Origin of the sequence: Calidifontimicrobium sp. SYSU G02091 (assembly GCF_022631395.1) — a bacterium.
GTDB classification, from domain to species: domain Bacteria; phylum Pseudomonadota; class Gammaproteobacteria; order Burkholderiales; family Burkholderiaceae_C; genus Calidifontimicrobium; species Calidifontimicrobium sediminis.
The window spans coordinates 94,468-109,896 of the sequence record NZ_JALBGB010000002.1 but is presented as its reverse complement, the minus strand read 5'-3'; the positions used below and the strand labels follow the sequence as shown (position 1 = coordinate 109,896).

At 70.7% G+C, this 15,429-nt stretch carries 11 protein-coding genes; 5 read left to right on the top strand and 6 right to left on the bottom strand.

Annotated elements, in window-relative coordinates; genetic code table 11:
• Positions 1-25 precede the first annotated feature (25 nt).
• On the bottom strand, positions 26-3,322 hold the full coding sequence (gene icmF, locus MOJ79_RS01920) for a fused isobutyryl-CoA mutase/GTPase IcmF (protein WP_241922635.1): 3,297 nt from the start codon (positions 3,320-3,322) through the stop codon (positions 26-28).
• Between the two features lie 182 nt (positions 3,323-3,504).
• Here icmF and MOJ79_RS01915 point away from each other — a divergent pair, with 182 nt between their 5' ends.
• Complete coding sequence (locus tag MOJ79_RS01915; RefSeq protein WP_241922634.1) at positions 3,505-4,281, top strand: type III pantothenate kinase; 777 nt, start codon at positions 3,505-3,507, stop codon at positions 4,279-4,281.
• 15 nt (positions 4,282-4,296) lie between these two features.
• On the opposite strand, the gene hslU is transcribed toward MOJ79_RS01915, so the two are convergent.
• The 5 genes from hslU to MOJ79_RS01890 form a co-directional block, all read right to left on the bottom strand.
• A complete protein-coding gene (hslU, locus tag MOJ79_RS01910; protein ID WP_241922633.1) occupies positions 4,297-5,628 on the bottom strand; it encodes an ATP-dependent protease ATPase subunit HslU in 1,332 nt (443 codons plus the stop codon).
• A 4-nt stretch (positions 5,629-5,632) separates the two neighbouring features.
• Entirely contained in the window at positions 5,633-6,169 is a 537-nt protein-coding gene (gene hslV / locus MOJ79_RS01905) for an ATP-dependent protease subunit HslV (RefSeq protein ID WP_119289685.1), read from the bottom strand.
• A 62-nt stretch (positions 6,170-6,231) separates the two neighbouring features.
• Positions 6,232-7,986: an STAS domain-containing protein gene (locus MOJ79_RS01900; RefSeq protein WP_241922632.1), complete on the bottom strand. Its 1,755-nt coding sequence runs from the start codon at positions 7,984-7,986 to the stop codon at positions 6,232-6,234.
• 21 nt (positions 7,987-8,007) lie between these two features.
• The gene (gene dksA, locus MOJ79_RS01895; RefSeq protein ID WP_241922631.1) at positions 8,008-8,655 is read right to left on the bottom strand and encodes an RNA polymerase-binding protein DksA; all 648 of its coding nucleotides are present in this window, start codon (positions 8,653-8,655) and stop codon (positions 8,008-8,010) included.
• A 111-nt stretch (positions 8,656-8,766) separates the two neighbouring features.
• Positions 8,767-9,798 (bottom strand): CobW family GTP-binding protein, encoded by a 1,032-nt coding sequence (locus MOJ79_RS01890; protein ID WP_241922630.1) that lies wholly within the window; start codon positions 9,796-9,798, stop codon positions 8,767-8,769.
• 118 nt (positions 9,799-9,916) lie between these two features.
• Between MOJ79_RS01890 and MOJ79_RS01885 the strand changes: the two genes are divergently transcribed.
• From MOJ79_RS01885 to glyS, 4 genes are read left to right on the top strand one after another with little or no spacing between them, the layout of a single operon-like run.
• Positions 9,917-10,807, top strand: a complete 891-nt coding sequence (locus tag MOJ79_RS01885) for an HlyC/CorC family transporter (RefSeq protein ID WP_241922629.1) — start codon at positions 9,917-9,919, stop codon at positions 10,805-10,807.
• A 14-nt stretch (positions 10,808-10,821) separates the two neighbouring features.
• Positions 10,822-12,339, top strand: a complete 1,518-nt coding sequence (gene lnt / locus MOJ79_RS01880; RefSeq protein WP_241922628.1) for an apolipoprotein N-acyltransferase — start codon at positions 10,822-10,824, stop codon at positions 12,337-12,339.
• A gap of 38 nt (positions 12,340-12,377) precedes the next feature.
• Positions 12,378-13,304 carry a glycine--tRNA ligase subunit alpha gene (glyQ, locus tag MOJ79_RS01875; RefSeq protein WP_241922627.1) on the top strand — a complete coding sequence of 309 codons (927 nt, stop codon included), beginning with the start codon at positions 12,378-12,380 and terminating at the stop codon, positions 13,302-13,304.
• Complete coding sequence (gene glyS, locus MOJ79_RS01870; protein WP_241922626.1) at positions 13,301-15,427, top strand: glycine--tRNA ligase subunit beta; 2,127 nt, start codon at positions 13,301-13,303, stop codon at positions 15,425-15,427. The genes glyQ and glyS overlap by 4 nt, the downstream gene beginning before the upstream one ends.
• Positions 15,428-15,429 lie beyond the last annotated feature (2 nt).

Sequence of the window (15,429 nt, the reverse complement as noted above, 5' to 3'; positions counted from 1 at the left end):
TGCTGCTGATGGATTCTTGAGCGCGCTACATGCTGCGCCGGTACTGTCCACCGACTTCGAACAGTGCCTCGGTGATTTCGCCGAGACTGCAGCAGCGCACAGCATCCATCAGCACCTCGAAAACGTTGCCACCATCGAGAACGACCTGCTTCAGCCGTGCCAGCATGGCAGGGGCGACGCGGGCGTGGCGGGCGTGGAAGTCCTGTAGACGCCGCAGTTGGCTCGCTTTTTCCTCGTCGGTCGAACGTGCCAGCTCCAGCGACTGTGGGATCGGGTCGCCGTGCGGATTGCGGAACGTGTTCACACCGATGATCGGATATTCGCCCGTGTGCTTGAGCATCTCGTAGTGAAGACTCTCCTCCTGGATCTTGCCGCGCTGGTACCCCGTCTCCATCGCGCCGAGCACGCCGCCACGTTCGGCGAGCCGTTCGAACTCGGCGAGCACAGCCTCCTCAACGAGTTCGGTGAGTTCCTCGATGATGAACGCGCCCTGGTTCGGGTTCTCGTTCTTCGCCAACCCCCACTCGCGATTGATGATCAGCTGGATCGCCATCGCGCGCCGGACGCTCTCCTCGGTCGGCGTGGTGATCGCCTCGTCGTACGCGTTTGTGTGCAGTGAGTTGCAGTTGTCGTAGACCGCGATCAGCGCCTGCAGCGTGGTGCGGATGTCGTTGAACGCGATTTCCTGCGCATGCAGCGAGCGCCCCGACGTCTGGATGTGGTATTTGAGCTTCTGGCTGCGCTCGTTCGCACCATAGCGATCGCGCATCGCGGTGGCCCAGATTCGGCGGGCGACACGGCCGAGCACGGTGTATTCCGGGTCCATCCCGTTGCTGAAGAAGAAGCTCAGGTTCGGTGCGAAGTCGTCGATGTGCATCCCGCGCGCCAGGTAGGCCTCGACGAACGTGAAGCCATTGGCCAGCGTGAACGCGAGCTGGCTGATCGGGTTCGCACCGGCTTCGGCGATGTGGTAGCCGGAGATCGACACCGAATAGAAATTGCGCACGTCGTGGTGCACGAAGTACTCGGCGATGTCGCCCATCACCTTCAGGCTGAACTCCGTCGAGAAGATGCAGGTGTTCTGGCCCTGATCCTCCTTCAGGATGTCCGCCTGCACGGTACCCCGCACGTTCGACAGTACCCACGCCTTGATCTTCGCGGCTTCGTCGTCCGTCGGCTCGCGCCCGTTGTCGACCCTGAACTTGTCGAGCTGCTGGTCGATCGCGGTGTTCATGAACATCGCGAGGATCGTTGGCGCCGGGCCGTTGATCGTCATGCTGACCGACGTGTTCGGGCTGCACAGGTCGAAGCCCGAGTACAGCACCTTCATGTCGTCGAGCGTCGCGATGCTGACGCCCGAGTTGCCGACCTTGCCATAGATGTCGGGGCGCCGGTCGGGGTCGTGCCCGTACAGCGTGACGCTGTCGAACGCCGTCGACAGCCGCTTGGCCGGCATGCCCTCCGACAGCAGCTTGAAGCGCCGGTTGGTGCGGAAGGCGTCGCCCTCGCCGGCGAACATGCGCGTCGGGTCCTCGTTCTCGCGCTTGAACGCGAACACGCCCGCGGTGTACGGGAAGCTGCCAGGGACGTTCTCGAGCAGGAGCCACTTCAGCAGTTCGCCGTGGTCCTCGTAGCGTGGCAGCACGACCTTGCGCACCTTGTTGCCCGACAGCGTCGTGTACGTCAGCCGCGTGCGGATCTCCTTGTCGCGGATCTTGACGACATACTCGTCACCCGCATAAGCCCGCTGCATGTCGGGCCACATCGCGAGCAGCTTGCGCGCGTGCGGATCCAGCCGGGCCTCGCGCAGCTGGGCCTGCTCCTCGAGCGCTTCGCGCGCTTTCGACTTGTGCGGAATCGCCTCGAGCAGCATCGCCGCGCTGGCGCGCAGCTGCTGGATCTCGCGCGCGAGGCGGGCCTGCTCGTGTGCACGCCGCTTGTACGCGCGCACCGTCTCGGCGATCTCGGCCAGATAGCGCACGCGCGACGGCGGCACGATCGGCGTGCGGTGGGTGCTGAAGCGCGTGTTCACCGCCGGCAACCTGCCCACGCCGCCGGCGTCGAGCCCGAGCTCGACCAGCCGCGCCTTGAGCGCCTGATAGAGCGCTGTGACCCCGTCGTCGTTGAATCGGCTGGCCATCGTGCCGAACACCGGCATCTGGTCCACCGGCACATTGAAGGCTTCGCGGTTGCGCTGCACTTGCTTGGCCACGTCGCGCAGCGCGTCGGCCGCACCCTTGCGATCGAACTTGTTGATCGCGACGAACTCCGCGAAGTCGAGCATGTCGATCTTCTCGAGCTGGCTGGCGGCGCCGAACTCGGGCGTCATCACGTACAGAGGCACGTCGACGTGCGGCACGATCGCCGCGTCGCCCTGGCCGATCCCCGAGGTCTCGACGATGACGAGGTCGAAGCCCGCGACCTTGCAGGCGGCCAGCACGTCGGGCAGCGCGGCGCTGATCTCGCTGCCGGTGTCGCGCGTCGCGAGGCTGCGCATGTAGACGCGCGCGCCGGCACGCCACGGCCCGATCGCGTTCATCCGGATGCGGTCACCGAGCAGCGCACCGCCGCTCTTGCGCCGGCTCGGGTCGATCGAGACGACGGCGATGCGCAGCCGGTCGTCGAGGTCGAGGCGCAAGCGCCGGATCAGCTCGTCGGTCAGGCTCGACTTGCCGGCGCCGCCGGTGCCGGTGATCCCGAGCACCGGTACGGTCGCCTGCGCGGCGCGGGTGCGCAGCGCCTCCACCAGCGTCGCGTCGGCGCGGCCGTTCTCCAGCGCCGTGATCAGCTGCGCCAGCGCGCGCCACGCCGTTTCCGTGTGACCGACGATGTCGTCGACGCGCTTGGGCGCATACCCCGACAGGTCGTGGTCGCAGCGCATCAGCATCTCGCCGATCATCCCCTGCAGGCCCATGCGCTGGCCGTCTTCGGGGCTGTAGATGCGCGCCACACCGTAGTCCTGCAGCTCGCGGATCTCGGGCGGCACGATCACGCCGCCGCCACCGCCGAAGACCTGGATGTGCGCGCCGCCGCGTTCGCGCAGCAGGTCGATCATGTACTTGAAGTACTCGACGTGCCCGCCCTGGTAGCTGCTGACCGCGATGCCCTGCACGTCCTCCTGCAGCGCAGCGGTGACGACCTCGTCGACCGAGCGGTTGTGGCCGAGATGGATCACCTCGGCGCCCATGCTCTGCAGGATGCGTCGCATGATGTTGATCGCCGCGTCGTGGCCGTCGAACAGGCTCGCGGCGGTGACGAAGCGCACCTTGTGCGTCGGGCGGTACTGCGCGAGGGCCTTGAACTCCGCGGACAGGTCGGTCATCGGTGTCTCCAGCGTCGATCCGGACTGCAGTTGACGTTTACGTCAACGTCAACGCCAGTGTAGCCGAGCCCCCCGGCCGTCCACCGCGGCTCGCCCGGGTGTTCGCCGGTGTCCGCGCCTGATACCCTCCGTGCGCGCCACCGGCTCCGACGCCGGCGGCGCGCTCGACCCGGGATGCGACCTTGAGTTTTCTTGCCATCGACATCGGCAACACGCGGCTGAAGTGGGCGCAGTACGCCTCGCCGCAGCCGGGCGCCGCGGTGCTGGCCCACGGCGCCGTTTTTCTCGAGACGATCGACGAACTGGCCGAGGGCGAGTGGCGCCAGCTGACCCCGCCGACGAGCATGCTCGGCTGCAACGTCGCCGGCGACGCGATCCGCCGCCGCGTCGAGGAGCAGCTGGAGCTGTGGGACGTCGCGCCGCGCTGGGTCGTGCCGAGCAGCCACGACGCCGGCGTCATCAACGGCTACGACCACCCCGCGCGGCTGGGCGCCGACCGCTGGGTCGCGCTGATCGGCGCGCGCGCACACCTGCGCACCCGCGCGCCGCATGCCTCGGCGCGGCCGGTGCTCGTCGTGATGATCGGCACTGCGGTGACCGTCGATGCGCTCGACATGCACGGCCACTTTCTGGGCGGAATCATCCTGCCCGGCCACGGCATCATGTTGCGCGCGCTTGAGAGCGGCACCGCGGGGCTGCGCGTGCCCACCGGGGAAGTGCGCCCGTTCCCGTCGAACACGTCGGATGCGCTGACCAGCGGCGGCACCTATGCGATCACCGGAGCGATCGAGCGCATGCACCGCCACCTGGCGGCGCGCTGCGGGCAGCGCCCGGTGACGCTGATCACGGGCGGTGCCGGCTGGAAAGTCGCGCCGTTCCTCGACCTCGAGCACGAGCTGGTCGAGTCGCTGATTTTCGACGGGCTGCTCGCGCTGCAGGCGCACCGCCTCGCGCTGTAGCTGCCGTGCGCGCCGCTACAGGATGTAGCGCGACAGGTCCTCGTTGTTCGCCAGCGCCGCGAGCTTGGCGTCGACGGCCGCGGCGTCGAGCGTCACGGTGCGGCCGGCGAGCATCGGCGCGTCGAAGCTGATCTCGTCGAGCAGGCGTTCGAGCACGGTGGCCAGCCGCCGCGCGCCGATGTTCTCGGTGCGTTCGTTGACGTCGAACGCGATCTGCGCGAGCCGCCGGATGCCGTCGGGCGTGATTTCCAGCGTCACGCCTTCGGTGGCCAGCAGGGCCTGATACTGCTTGACCAGGCTCGCATGCGTGCTCGACAGGATCGCCTCGAAGTCGTCGACCGACAGCGATGTCAGCTCGACGCGGATCGGAAAGCGCCCCTGCAGCTCCGGGATCAGGTCGCTCGGCTTGGCGAGGTGGAAGGCGCCCGACGCGATGAACAGGATGTGGTCGGTCTTGACCATGCCGTACTTCGTGCTCACCGTCGTGCCTTCGACGAGCGGCAGCAGGTCGCGCTGCACCCCCTGGCGCGAGACGTCGGCACCGGCGTGCTCGGCGCGCGACGCGACCTTGTCGATCTCGTCGATGAACACGATGCCGTTGCTCTCGGCATGGGCCAGCGCGGCGCTGCGGATCTCGTCCTCGTTGACGAGCTTGGCCGCTTCTTCCTCGACGAGCAGCTTCAGCGCCTCGCCGATCCTGAGCTTGCGTGTCTTCTTGCGCGCCGCGCCGAGCTGCGAGAACAGGCCCTTGAGCTGCTCGGCCATCTCCTCCATGCCCTGCGGGCCGAGGATTTCGAGCGCGGGCCGCGGCTCGGCGACGTCGACTTCGATCTCCTTGTCGTCGAGCGCGCCTTCGCGCAGGCGCTTGCGCATGACCTGCCGCGCCGTGTTGTCGGCCGGCGGCGTGTCGGCGCCGAAGCCCATGCCCGAGCGCGGCGGCGGCACCAGGATGTCGAGGATGCGGTCCTCGGCCGCATCTTCGGCGAGCGCGCGCTTGGCCTTCATCTGGCGTTCGCGCTCCTGCTTGACCGCCACCTCGACGAGGTCGCGCACGATCGTGTCGACGTCCTTGCCGACGTAGCCGACCTCGGTGAACTTGGTCGCCTCGACCTTGACGAAAGGCGCGTCAGCCAGCTTGGCGAGCCGGCGCGCGATCTCGGTCTTGCCCACCCCGGTCGGGCCGATCATCAGGATGTTCTTCGGCGTGATCTCGGCGCGCAGCTTCTCGTCGACCTGCTGGCGGCGCCAGCGGTTGCGCAGCGCGATCGCCACCGCGCGCTTGGCCTGCGCCTGGCCGACGATGTGGCGGTCGAGCTCGGAGACGATTTCCTGCGGGGTCATCGACATGGCGTCACTCCAGCACTTCCACCGTGTGGTGCTGGTTGGTGTAGATGCACAGGTCGCCAGCGATCTCGAGCGACTTCTTGACGATCTCGGCCGGCGGCAGCTCGGTGTGGCCGAGCAGCGCGCGCGCGGCCGCCTGCGCGTAGGCGCCGCCCGAGCCGATCGCGATGATGCCGTGCTCGGGCTCGAGCACGTCGCCGGCGCCGGTGATGATCAGCGAGGCCTCGCGGTCGGCCACTGCGAGCATCGCCTCGAGGCGGCGCAGCACGCGGTCGGTGCGCCAGTCGCGCGTGAGCTCGATCGCCGCGCGCACCAGGTGTCCCTGGTGCTTCTCGAGCTTGGCCTCGAAGCGCTCGAACAGCGTGAACGCATCGGCGGTGGCGCCGGCGAAGCCCGCGAGCACGTGGTCGCGGTACAGCTTGCGCACCTTGCGCGCGCTCGCCTTGACGACGATGTTGCCCAGCGTGACCTGGCCGTCGCCGCCGAGCGCGACGCGCGCGCCGCGGCGCACGCTGACGATGGTGGTGCCGTGAAACGTGTCCATCGGGTCGATTCTGCTGTGGCCGGTCGAGCAGGCGCCGCGGGCGGCGGGCGCGGCGCGGACGCTCACACGTGGCGCACCCGCACGCGGGCGTGCTCGTTGATGCCCATCGCGCCGAAGAACAGGCCCACCAGACGGTGCGCGTCGATGAAGCTGACCTGCCGCCCCTCGCCGCGCTTGGCGAGCACCCAGTTCAGCAGATCGCCGGCGGCGAGGAAGTCGACGCGGATCAGCCGCGCGCACGACACCTGCACGACGCTCGCGTCGCCGAGCTGCTCGTCCAGGCGCTTGAGCGTCGCATCGATGCCGCCGACCAGCTGGCCCGACAGCTCGACGCGCGCGACCTTGACGCCCGGCGGCGTGCCGTCGTCGTCGAGCACCGACGAGTCGGCGAACGTCGTCGTCACCTCGCTGAGCTGCGACAGTGGCGGCGATCCGGAGTCGGGGCCGCGCCCGGTGATGCGCAGCTTGCACTTGGCGCGTTCCCACGACGGGGGCGACACCTCGTAGGTGACGCAGTAGTCGATCGCCGTCTCGTCGAACTGGTCCGGGCGGTTCGCCAGCCGCAGCGCCTCCAGCCGCGCGACCCAGAACGCCGGGTCGGCGTCGCGCTCGCCGGTGGGCGACTGCTCGGCCAGCACCGCGACGAGCTGGTCGCCGGCACGCCAGTGCATCTCGAGCGGCTGCGTCGCCCAGTGCCGCATCAGCTCGGTGAGCTGGGTCGCGGCGTCGGGCTCGACGCGCCGCAGGTGCGACCAGTCGAACACCCAAGGCAGCGGCATCTGCAGCGTCTGCGAGCGTAGCCGCGCCACCGCGTCGACGTCGAGCACCTCGGGGCACGACCAGCCCGCCGCGCCCGCACTGCCGGCGTCGGCGCCGCGGCGCTTCGCCGGCTTCTGCGCCGCCACCGCGTCGGCCACCATGCGCGGCAGCGAGAACCACTGCGGCGCCGACCAGCCGAAGCGCTGCGTGTACTCGACGGCCAGCGCCTCGAACTTGTCCTGCTGGCCCGTCGCGCGGTACAGGTCGAAGCGCGCGAGCCAGGTCTCGACGTGCTGCGCGCGCGGGCCGCCAACGGCGGTCAGGGCCTCGATCGAGCGCTCGCACTGGTCGAAGTCGGCGTTCGCGAAGGCGATGACCGCCTCGTCGAGCTCGGGGTCGTGCTGCACCTCGCTGAACTCGACCGATGGCGGCGGCGCCGCAGGCGCCGGGGGGGTGGCCGGCGCGGCCGCGATCGGTGCGGGCGCCGGCGACGCGGGCGTCAGGGCGCCGAAGCCCGACAGCGGCGACAGCCCGGCGCCCATCACGACGGGTGCCGCCGGCGCCGGGGCGGGCGGCGCAGCCCGCGCCGCGGTCGGTGCCGCGAGCCCGGCGCCCGGTGCCGCGCGAAACGCCGCCGGCTCGGTCGGCGCCTCGAAGAAGCCGGTCGAGTGGCGGGCGATCGCGCTCGGCGCGGCGGTCGGGCCGACCATCTGCTTCTCGATGGCGTCGATCTTGGCCTTGACGCCACTGTCGGCGCGCGCCGCCGCATCGGACAGCTTGGCGTCGGAGTCGTCGATCTGCGACGAGCTGCCCAGCGCCGCCAGCTGCTCGGGCGTCAGCCCCTCGCGCCGCACGCGGCGCAGCATGTCGAACTCGCGCTTGCGCACGAAGTCGTTGCGCCGCTTGCGCTCGACCATTTCCTTGAGCTCGGACTGCTCGAGCTCGAGCGTCGACGGCGCGTCCTGCCGCGAGTTCAGCTGGGCCCAGTCCGTCGTCGGATTGGCGACGAAGCGAACGACCTTGCGCAGGAAGCCTTCGCCGCTCTTCGGATCGGACATCGCCGTGGCCGCCTGCCGGGGTCAGTCCCCGAACATCTTCTGTTTCAGCTCGCGGCGCTGCTGGGCTTCGAGCGACAGCGTCGCCGTCGGCCGCGCGAGCAGGCGCCGCAGCCCGATCGGCTCGCCGGTCTCGTCGCAGTAGCCGTACTCGCCAGACTCGATGCGCGCGAGCGACTGCGCGATCTTCTTCAGCAGCTTGCGCTCGCGGTCGCGCGTGCGCAGTTCGAGCGCGTGTTCTTCCTCGATCGTCGCGCGGTCGGCCGGGTCGGGCACGATCGAGGTGTCCTCGCGCAGGTGCTCGGTCGTCTCACCGGCGTTGGACAGCAGGTCGTCCTTCAGCGCCGTCAGGCGGGCGCGGAAGAAGTCGAGCTGCTTCTCGTTCATGTACTCCGACTCGGGCATCGCGAGCAGCTCTTCCTCGGTCAGGTCGCGGCCGGCCTTGGTCTTCCAGGCATTGGCCAGCTTGGGGTCCACCTTGGCGGCGGGCTTCACGGCATCCATCGTCACGTCGTCGGGCTTGTGCGCCGCCGGCTTGGCCGGCGCCGGGCAGGATGAGTCGGTCGCGGCGGCCGGTGCCGCCGCCTTGGCGCCCCGCGCGGTCGTTTTGGCGCTGGCCGGCTTGGTGCTGGTGGCCTTCGACGACGGGCTGCTGACGGGGGTCTTGCTCAATTCGCTCTCCTCACAGCGGCGCACCGGCCCGCCGCGCACGGCGGGCCCCCTCCAGGCGGGGCCTTTTCGGGCGCGCGGAGTATAGCGACGCCACGGCGGCGTCCGCGCGGCTCAGACGAGGCACTGCTCGAGCCCCTGCTGCAGGATGTCACGCGGCAGGTCGATGCCGATGAACACCATCTTGCTCTCCTTCTTCTCGCCCGGCGCCCACTTCGGCCCCAGGTCGCTGCCCATCAGCTGGTGCACGCCCTGGAAGATGACCTTGCGGTCGCTGCCCTTCATGTGCAGCACGCCCTTGTAGCGCAGCATCTTCGGCCCGTAGACCTGCACGATCGCGCCGAGGAAGTCCTCGAGCTTGGCCGGATGGAAGGGCTTATCGGCACGGAACACGAACGACTTGACGTCGTCGTCGTGGTGATGGTGGTGCGGGTGGTCGCAGTGCTCGCCGTGTTCGTGATCGTGGTCATGCGCATGGCCGTCGCCGGTGAGGAACTCGGGGTCGACGTCGAGCTTGGCGTTGAGGTTGAAGCCGCGCAGGTCGAACACCTCGGAAATCGGCACTTCGCCGAAGTGCACCTTGCGCATCGGCGCGCGCGGGTTCATGTGCTTGAGGCGGTGCACCAGCGCGTCGACCTGCTCGGGCGCGACGAGGTCGGTCTTGCTGATGAAGATCTGGTCGGCGAAGCCCACCTGCCGGCGCGCCTCCTGTCGCGTGTCGAGCTGCTGCTCGGCGTGCTTGGCGTCTACCAGCGTCAGGATCGAGTCGAGCAGGTAGCTCTCGGCGATCTCGTCGTCCATGAAGAAGGTCTGCGCGACCGGCCCCGGGTCCGCCAGCCCGGTGGTCTCGATGACGACGCGCTCGAAGTCGAGTTCGCCCTTGCGCCGGCGCGCGGCCAGGTCCGACAGCGTCGTGCGCAGGTCCTCGCGGATCGTGCAGCACACGCAGCCGTTGCTCATCTGGACGATCTGCTCCTGCGTGTCGGCGACGAGGATGTCGTTGTCGATGTTCTCCTCGCCGAACTCGTTTTCGATGACGGCGATCTTGTGCCCGTGCGCCTCGCCGAGCACGCGCTTGAGCAGCGTCGTCTTGCCGCTGCCGAGGAAGCCCGTCAGGATGGTGGCGGGAATGAGGCCGGTGGTCATGGGGGTGCGGACGTCGGGGAAAAGCCCGGAAGATGGGGGCGGCAGACTGTGGTGCAAGGCCCCCGGGCTGTCAAGCCGATCGGGTATTCTCGACGCCTCCCCACTCTGACACCCCGACGTGTCCGACCCGCAGCCATCGCGGCCCGCGCGCCGCGCCGCCGCCGACTCCGCGCCGTCGCGCGACAAGCGCAACCTGTTCGAGCGCCTCGTCGAGATGCTCAGCCCGGGGCCCGACTCGCGTGCCGAGCTGATGAAGACGCTCGCCGACGCCGAGCAGCGCGAGCTGATCGAGCCGGAGTCGCGCGCGATGGTCGAGGGCGTGCTGCGCATGTCCGACCTGAGCGCCGGCGACGTGATGGTCGCTGCGCCGCGCATGGACATGCTCGACATCGACGCGCCTTACGACCAGCTGCTCGACGTCGTGATCTCGACGGCGCACTCGCGCTTTCCGGTGTTCGAGGGCTCGCGCGACAACATCATCGGCATCCTGCTCGCGAAGGACCTGCTCAAGCTGCAGCGCGCGCCCGAGCTGAACCTGCGCACGCTGCTGCGCCCGGCGGTGTTCGTGCCCGAGAGCAAGCGGCTCAACGAACTGCTGCGCGACTTCCGCAGCAACCGCAACCACCTGGCGATCGTGATCGACGAGTTCGGCAACGTCGCCGGGCTGATCACGATCGAGGACGTGCTCGAGGAGATCGTCGGCGAGATCGAGGACGAGTTCGACGAGGACGACGCCGACGGCGGCATCTACACGTTGGCCGACGGCACGCACCGCGTCGCCGGCGACGTCGACGTCGAGCATGTCGCGCAGACCTTCGGTGTCGAGCTGCCCACCGACGAGTTCGACACGATCGGCGGGCTCGTCGCGCACGAGTTCGGTCGCGTGCCGCGCCGCGGCGAGTCGGTCGACATCGCGGGACTGCGCTTCACGGTGATGCTCACGCGCGGCGGCGCCGTGCGCTGGTTCAAGGTGTCGCGCGCTCCCGCGGCGGCGGCCGCCGGCGGTTGAACGCGGCGCCCACTGTGCGCCGCGCGCTCGGGTGGGACGCGCTCGTCGCGTCGGCGCTGGGCGCGCTGCACAGCCTGCCGTTCGTCCACACCGAGGCGTGGTGGCTGCAGCTGGCCTGCGTCGGCGGGCTCGCATGGCGCGTGCAGGCGGTGGCGCCGGCGCGCGCGGCGGCGCTGGGCTGGCTGTTCGGCACCGCGTGGCTGGGCAGCGGCGTGTGGTGGCTGTTCATCAGCATGCACCGTTACGGCGGGCTGAGCGCGCCGCTGGCCGCCCTCGCGGTGGCGGCGCTGAGCGCGCTGCTGGCGCTGTATCTCGCGCTGGCGATGGGGCTGCATGCGCGCTGGCGAAGCGGCCGGCCGGCGGCCGATGCACTGCTGTTCGCGGCGCTGTGGCTGGCCGCCGAGCTCGCGCGCGGCGTGCTGTTCACCGGCTTCCCGTGGATCGCCTCGGGCTACGCGCACGTCGACGGTCCGCTGGCGGCGCTCGCGCCGTGGGTCGGCGTCTACGGCATCGGCTTCGTCGCGGCGTGGCTGGCGGCGCTGGCGGCCGCGGTACTGCGGCAGCGTGCCGCGTGGCTGGCGGCGGCTGCCGCGGTGGCGCTCGCGGCACTGCCGTTCGTCGCCGCGCGCGACTTCAGCCGCAGCACCGGCACGCTCACCGTCACGCTCGTGCAGACCAACGTCGCGCAGGACGAGAAGTTCGCCGCCGAGCACCTGCCGGCATCGCTGGCGTGGCTGCTGCACGCGCTGGTCGGCGCGCGCGGCGAGCTCGTCGTCGCGCCCGAGACGGCGGTGCCGCTGCTGCCTTCGCAGCTCGAGCAGCTCGACCCCGGCTACTGGCCGGCGCTGCGCGCCGCGTTCGGGGACCCCGGGCGGGCGCTGCTGGTGGGCGCACCGCTGGGCGACTTCGAGCGCGGCTACACCAATTCCGTCGTCGGGCTGTCGGGCGGCGGCGAGTACCGCTACGACAAGGTGCACCTCGTGCCCTTCGGCGAGTTCGTCCCGCCCGGGTTTCGCTGGTTCATCGACCTGATGCACATCCCGCTGGGCGACTTCGCGCGCGGGCCGCTCGACGCGCCGTCGTTCGCGTTCGCCGGCCAGCGCATCGCGCCGAACATCTGCTACGAGGACCTGTTCGGCGAGGAACTCGCCCGGCGCTTCGCCGACCCGGCGGCGGCGCCGACGGTCTTTGCCAACGTCAGCAACATCGCGTGGTTCGGCGACACGATCGCGGTGCCGCAGCACCTGCACATCTCGCGGCTGCGCGCGCTCGAGTTCCAGCGCCCGATGCTGCGCGCGACCAACACCGGCGCCACCGCGGTGATCGACCACCGCGGCCGCGTGACGCACTGGCTCGAGCCGTTCACGCGCGGCGTGCTCGACGCGCGCGTCGAGGGCCGCGACGGCCTCACGCCGTACGCGCGCTGGGCGTCGCGCTTCGGGCTGTGGCCGCTGGCGGGGCTGGCTGCCGCCGTCGCGGCCGCGTTCGCCGCCGGCGCGCGGCGGCGCCGCGCGCCGGGAGCGCGCTCCTAGAATTGCGGGTTTTCGCCGTCGCGCACGGCGCCGCACCGATGCTCAGCTTCCAGCAACTCATCCTCCAGCTGCAGTCCTACTGGGCCGACCAGGGCTGCGCACTGCTGCAGCCGTACGACATGGAGGTCGGCGCCGGCACCAGCCACACCGCGACCTTTCTGCGCGCGCTCGGCCCCGAGCCGTGGAAGGCGGCCTACGTGCAGCCGAGCCGCCGCCCGAAGGACGGGCGCTACGGCGAGAACCCGAACCGCCTGCAGCACTACTACCAGTACCAGGTCGTGCTCAAGCCCGCGCCGGCGAACATCCTCGAGCTGTACCTCGGCTCGCTCGAGGCGCTGGGCTTCGACCTCAAGCACAACGACGTGCGCTTCGTCGAGGACGACTGGGAGAACCCGACGCTCGGCGCGTGGGGCCTGGGCTGGGAGGTCTGGCTCAACGGCATGGAGGTCACGCAGTTCACGTACTTCCAGCAGGTCGGCGGCATCGACTGCAAGCCGATCACCGGCGAGATCACCTACGGCCTCGAGCGGCTGGCGATGTACCTGCAGGGCGTCGAGAACGTGTTCGACCTGCAGTGGACCGATGGACTCACCTACAGGGATGTCTACCACCAGAACGAGGTCGAGCAAAGCGCCTACAACTTCGAGCACAGCGACGTCGAGTTCCTGCTCGGCGCGTTCGCCGCGCACGAGCGCAAGGCCAAGGAGCTGATGGACGCCAGGCTCGCGCTGCCGGCGTACGAGCAGGTGCTCAAGGCCGCGCACACGTTCAACCTGCTCGATGCACGCGGCGCGATCAGCGTCACCGAGCGCGCGGCGTACATCGGCCGCATCCGGCACCTGGCGCGCAGCGTCGCGCACAGCTACGTCGACAGCCGCGCGCGGCTGGGCTTCCCGATGGCGCCGAAGGCGTGGGCGCAGGCCACGCTGGCGCAACTCGAGCAGCAGCGCAAGGCGGCGGCATGACGGCGACCGTGAAGAACCTGCTCGTCGAGCTGTTCGTCGAGGAGCTGCCGCCGAAGGCGCTGAAGCCGCTCGGTGAGGCGTTCGCGACCGCGCTCGCCGCCGGCCTGAAGGCGCAGGGGCTCGCCAGCGCCGACGCCGCGGTGACGCCGTTCGCGTCGCCGCGCCGGCTCGCGGTGCACGTGCGCGGCGTCGCCGCGAAGGCGGCCGACAAGGCGGTGCAGCACAAGCTGATGCCGGTGGCCGTCGCGTTCGACGCCGAGGGCCGGCCGACGCCGGCGCTGCTGAAGAAGCTCGCTGCGCTCGGCGCCGACGCGCAGGCCGTGCCCACGCTCGCCCGGCGCGTCGACGGCAAGGCCGAGGTGCTGTTCCTCGACAGCGTCGCTGCGGGTGTGACGCTCGCGCAGGGGCTGCAGCACGCGCTCGACGAGGCGATCGCGAAGCTGCCGATCCCCAAGGTGATGAGCTACCAGCTCGAGCGCGGCGACGGCGTCGAGCCCGGCTGGACGACGGTGCACTTCGTGCGCCCGGCGCACGGCCTCGTCGCGCTGCACGGCGCCGACGTCGTGCCGGTGCGCGCGCTCGGCCTCGAGGCCGGACGCACGACGCGCGGCCACCGCTTCGAGGCGGCGAAGGACCCGATCGAACTCGTCGACGCCGACAGCTACGCCGAGCAGCTCGCCCGCGAAGGCGCCGTGATCGCGGGCTTCGACGCGCGCCGCGCCGAGATTGCACGCCAGCTCGCCGCCGCGGCCGCCGCCGAGGGACTGCGGCCGGTCGACGACGATGCGCTGCTCGACGAGGTGACGGCGCTCGTCGAGCGGCCCAACGTGCTGGTCGGGCGTTTCGACGAGGCCTTCCTCGAGGTGCCGCCCGAGTGCCTGATCCTGACGATGAAGGCCAACCAGAAGTACTTCCCGCTGCTCGACGGGCAGGGCCGGCTGACGAACCGCTTCCTGATCGTCGCCAACGTGCGCCCGGCGGACGCTTCCGCGGTGATCGGTGGCAACGAGCGTGTCGTGCGCCCGCGGCTGGCCGACGCCAAGTTCTTCTTCGACCAGGACCGCAAGCGCACGCTCGACAGCCGCGTGCCGCAGCTGGCCAAGGTCGTCTATCACGGCAAGCTCGGCACGCAGGGCGAGCGCGTCGAGCGCGTGCGCGCGATCGCGCGCGCGCTCGCCGGCGAGCTCGGCGGCGCGCCGCTGGCGGCCGACGCCGACCGCGCCGCACGGCTGGCCAAGGCCGACCTGCTGACCGACATGGTCGGCGAGTTCCCCGAGCTGCAGGGCGTGATGGGCGGCTACTACGCGCGCCACGACGGCGAGAGCGAGGCCGTCGCCATCGCGATCGAGGACCACTACAAGCCGCGCTTCGCCGGCGACGCGCTGCCGCGCAACGACGTCGGCCTCGTCGTCGCGCTGGCCGACAAGCTCGAAACGCTGGCCGGGCTGTTCGGCATCGGCCAGCTGCCCACCGGCGACAAGGACCCCTTCGCGCTGCGCCGCCACGCGCTGGGCGTGATCCGCATGCTGATCGAGCGCGCGCTGCCGCTGGACGTGCACGCGGCGATCGCGCACGCGTTCGCGGCGTTTCCGCCCGGCCACGGGCAGGCGCAGGCCGAGGTCGGCTTCTTCCTGCGCGAGCGGCTGGCCGGCTGGCTGCGCGAGCAGGGCTGGAGCGCGCCCGAGGTCGACGCCGTGCTCGGCGCGCACCCGGCGCGCTGGGCCGAGATCCCGCAGCGGCTCGCGGCGGTGCGCGCGTTCGCCGCGCTGCCCGAGGCGGCGGCGCTCGCCGCGGCGAACAAGCGCGTGGGCAACATCCTGAAGAAGTCCGAAGGCGCGCCGCCGGTCGCCGTCGACGCCGCGCTGCTGCGCGAGCCGGCCGAGCGCGCTCTGGCCGCGGCGATCGACGCCGTGCGCCCCGAGGCCGACCGCCTCTACGACGCCGGCGCCTACACCGAGTCGCTGCAGCGGCTGGCCGCGCTGCGCGCGCCGGTCGACGACTTCTTCGACCACGTGATGGTCAACGCCGACGACGCGGCGCTGCGCGCGAACCGGCTCGCGCTGCTGGCGTCGCTGCACGCGGCGATGAACCGCGTTGCCGACCTGTCGCGTCTGGCCGCCTGAGC

Bases quoted from the DNA above. Each gene is read 5' to 3' on its own strand.
- hslV (WP_119289685.1), bottom strand. From the start codon at position 6,169: ATGGACACGTTTCACGGCACCACCATCGTCAGCGTGCGCCGCGGCGCG.
- MOJ79_RS01890 (WP_241922630.1), bottom strand. From the start codon at position 9,798: ATGACCACCGGCCTCATTCCCGCCACCATCCTGACGGGCTTCCTCGGC.
- icmF (WP_241922635.1), bottom strand. From the start codon at position 3,322: ATGACCGACCTGTCCGCGGAGTTCAAGGCCCTCGCGCAGTACCGCCCG.
- glyQ (WP_241922627.1), top strand. From the start codon at position 12,378: ATGCTCAGCTTCCAGCAACTCATCCTCCAGCTGCAGTCCTACTGGGCC.
- glyS (WP_241922626.1), top strand. From the start codon at position 13,301: ATGACGGCGACCGTGAAGAACCTGCTCGTCGAGCTGTTCGTCGAGGAG.
- hslU (WP_241922633.1), bottom strand. From the start codon at position 5,628: ATGTCGATGACCCCGCAGGAAATCGTCTCCGAGCTCGACCGCCACATC.
- MOJ79_RS01900 (WP_241922632.1), bottom strand. From the start codon at position 7,986: ATGTCCGATCCGAAGAGCGGCGAAGGCTTCCTGCGCAAGGTCGTTCGC.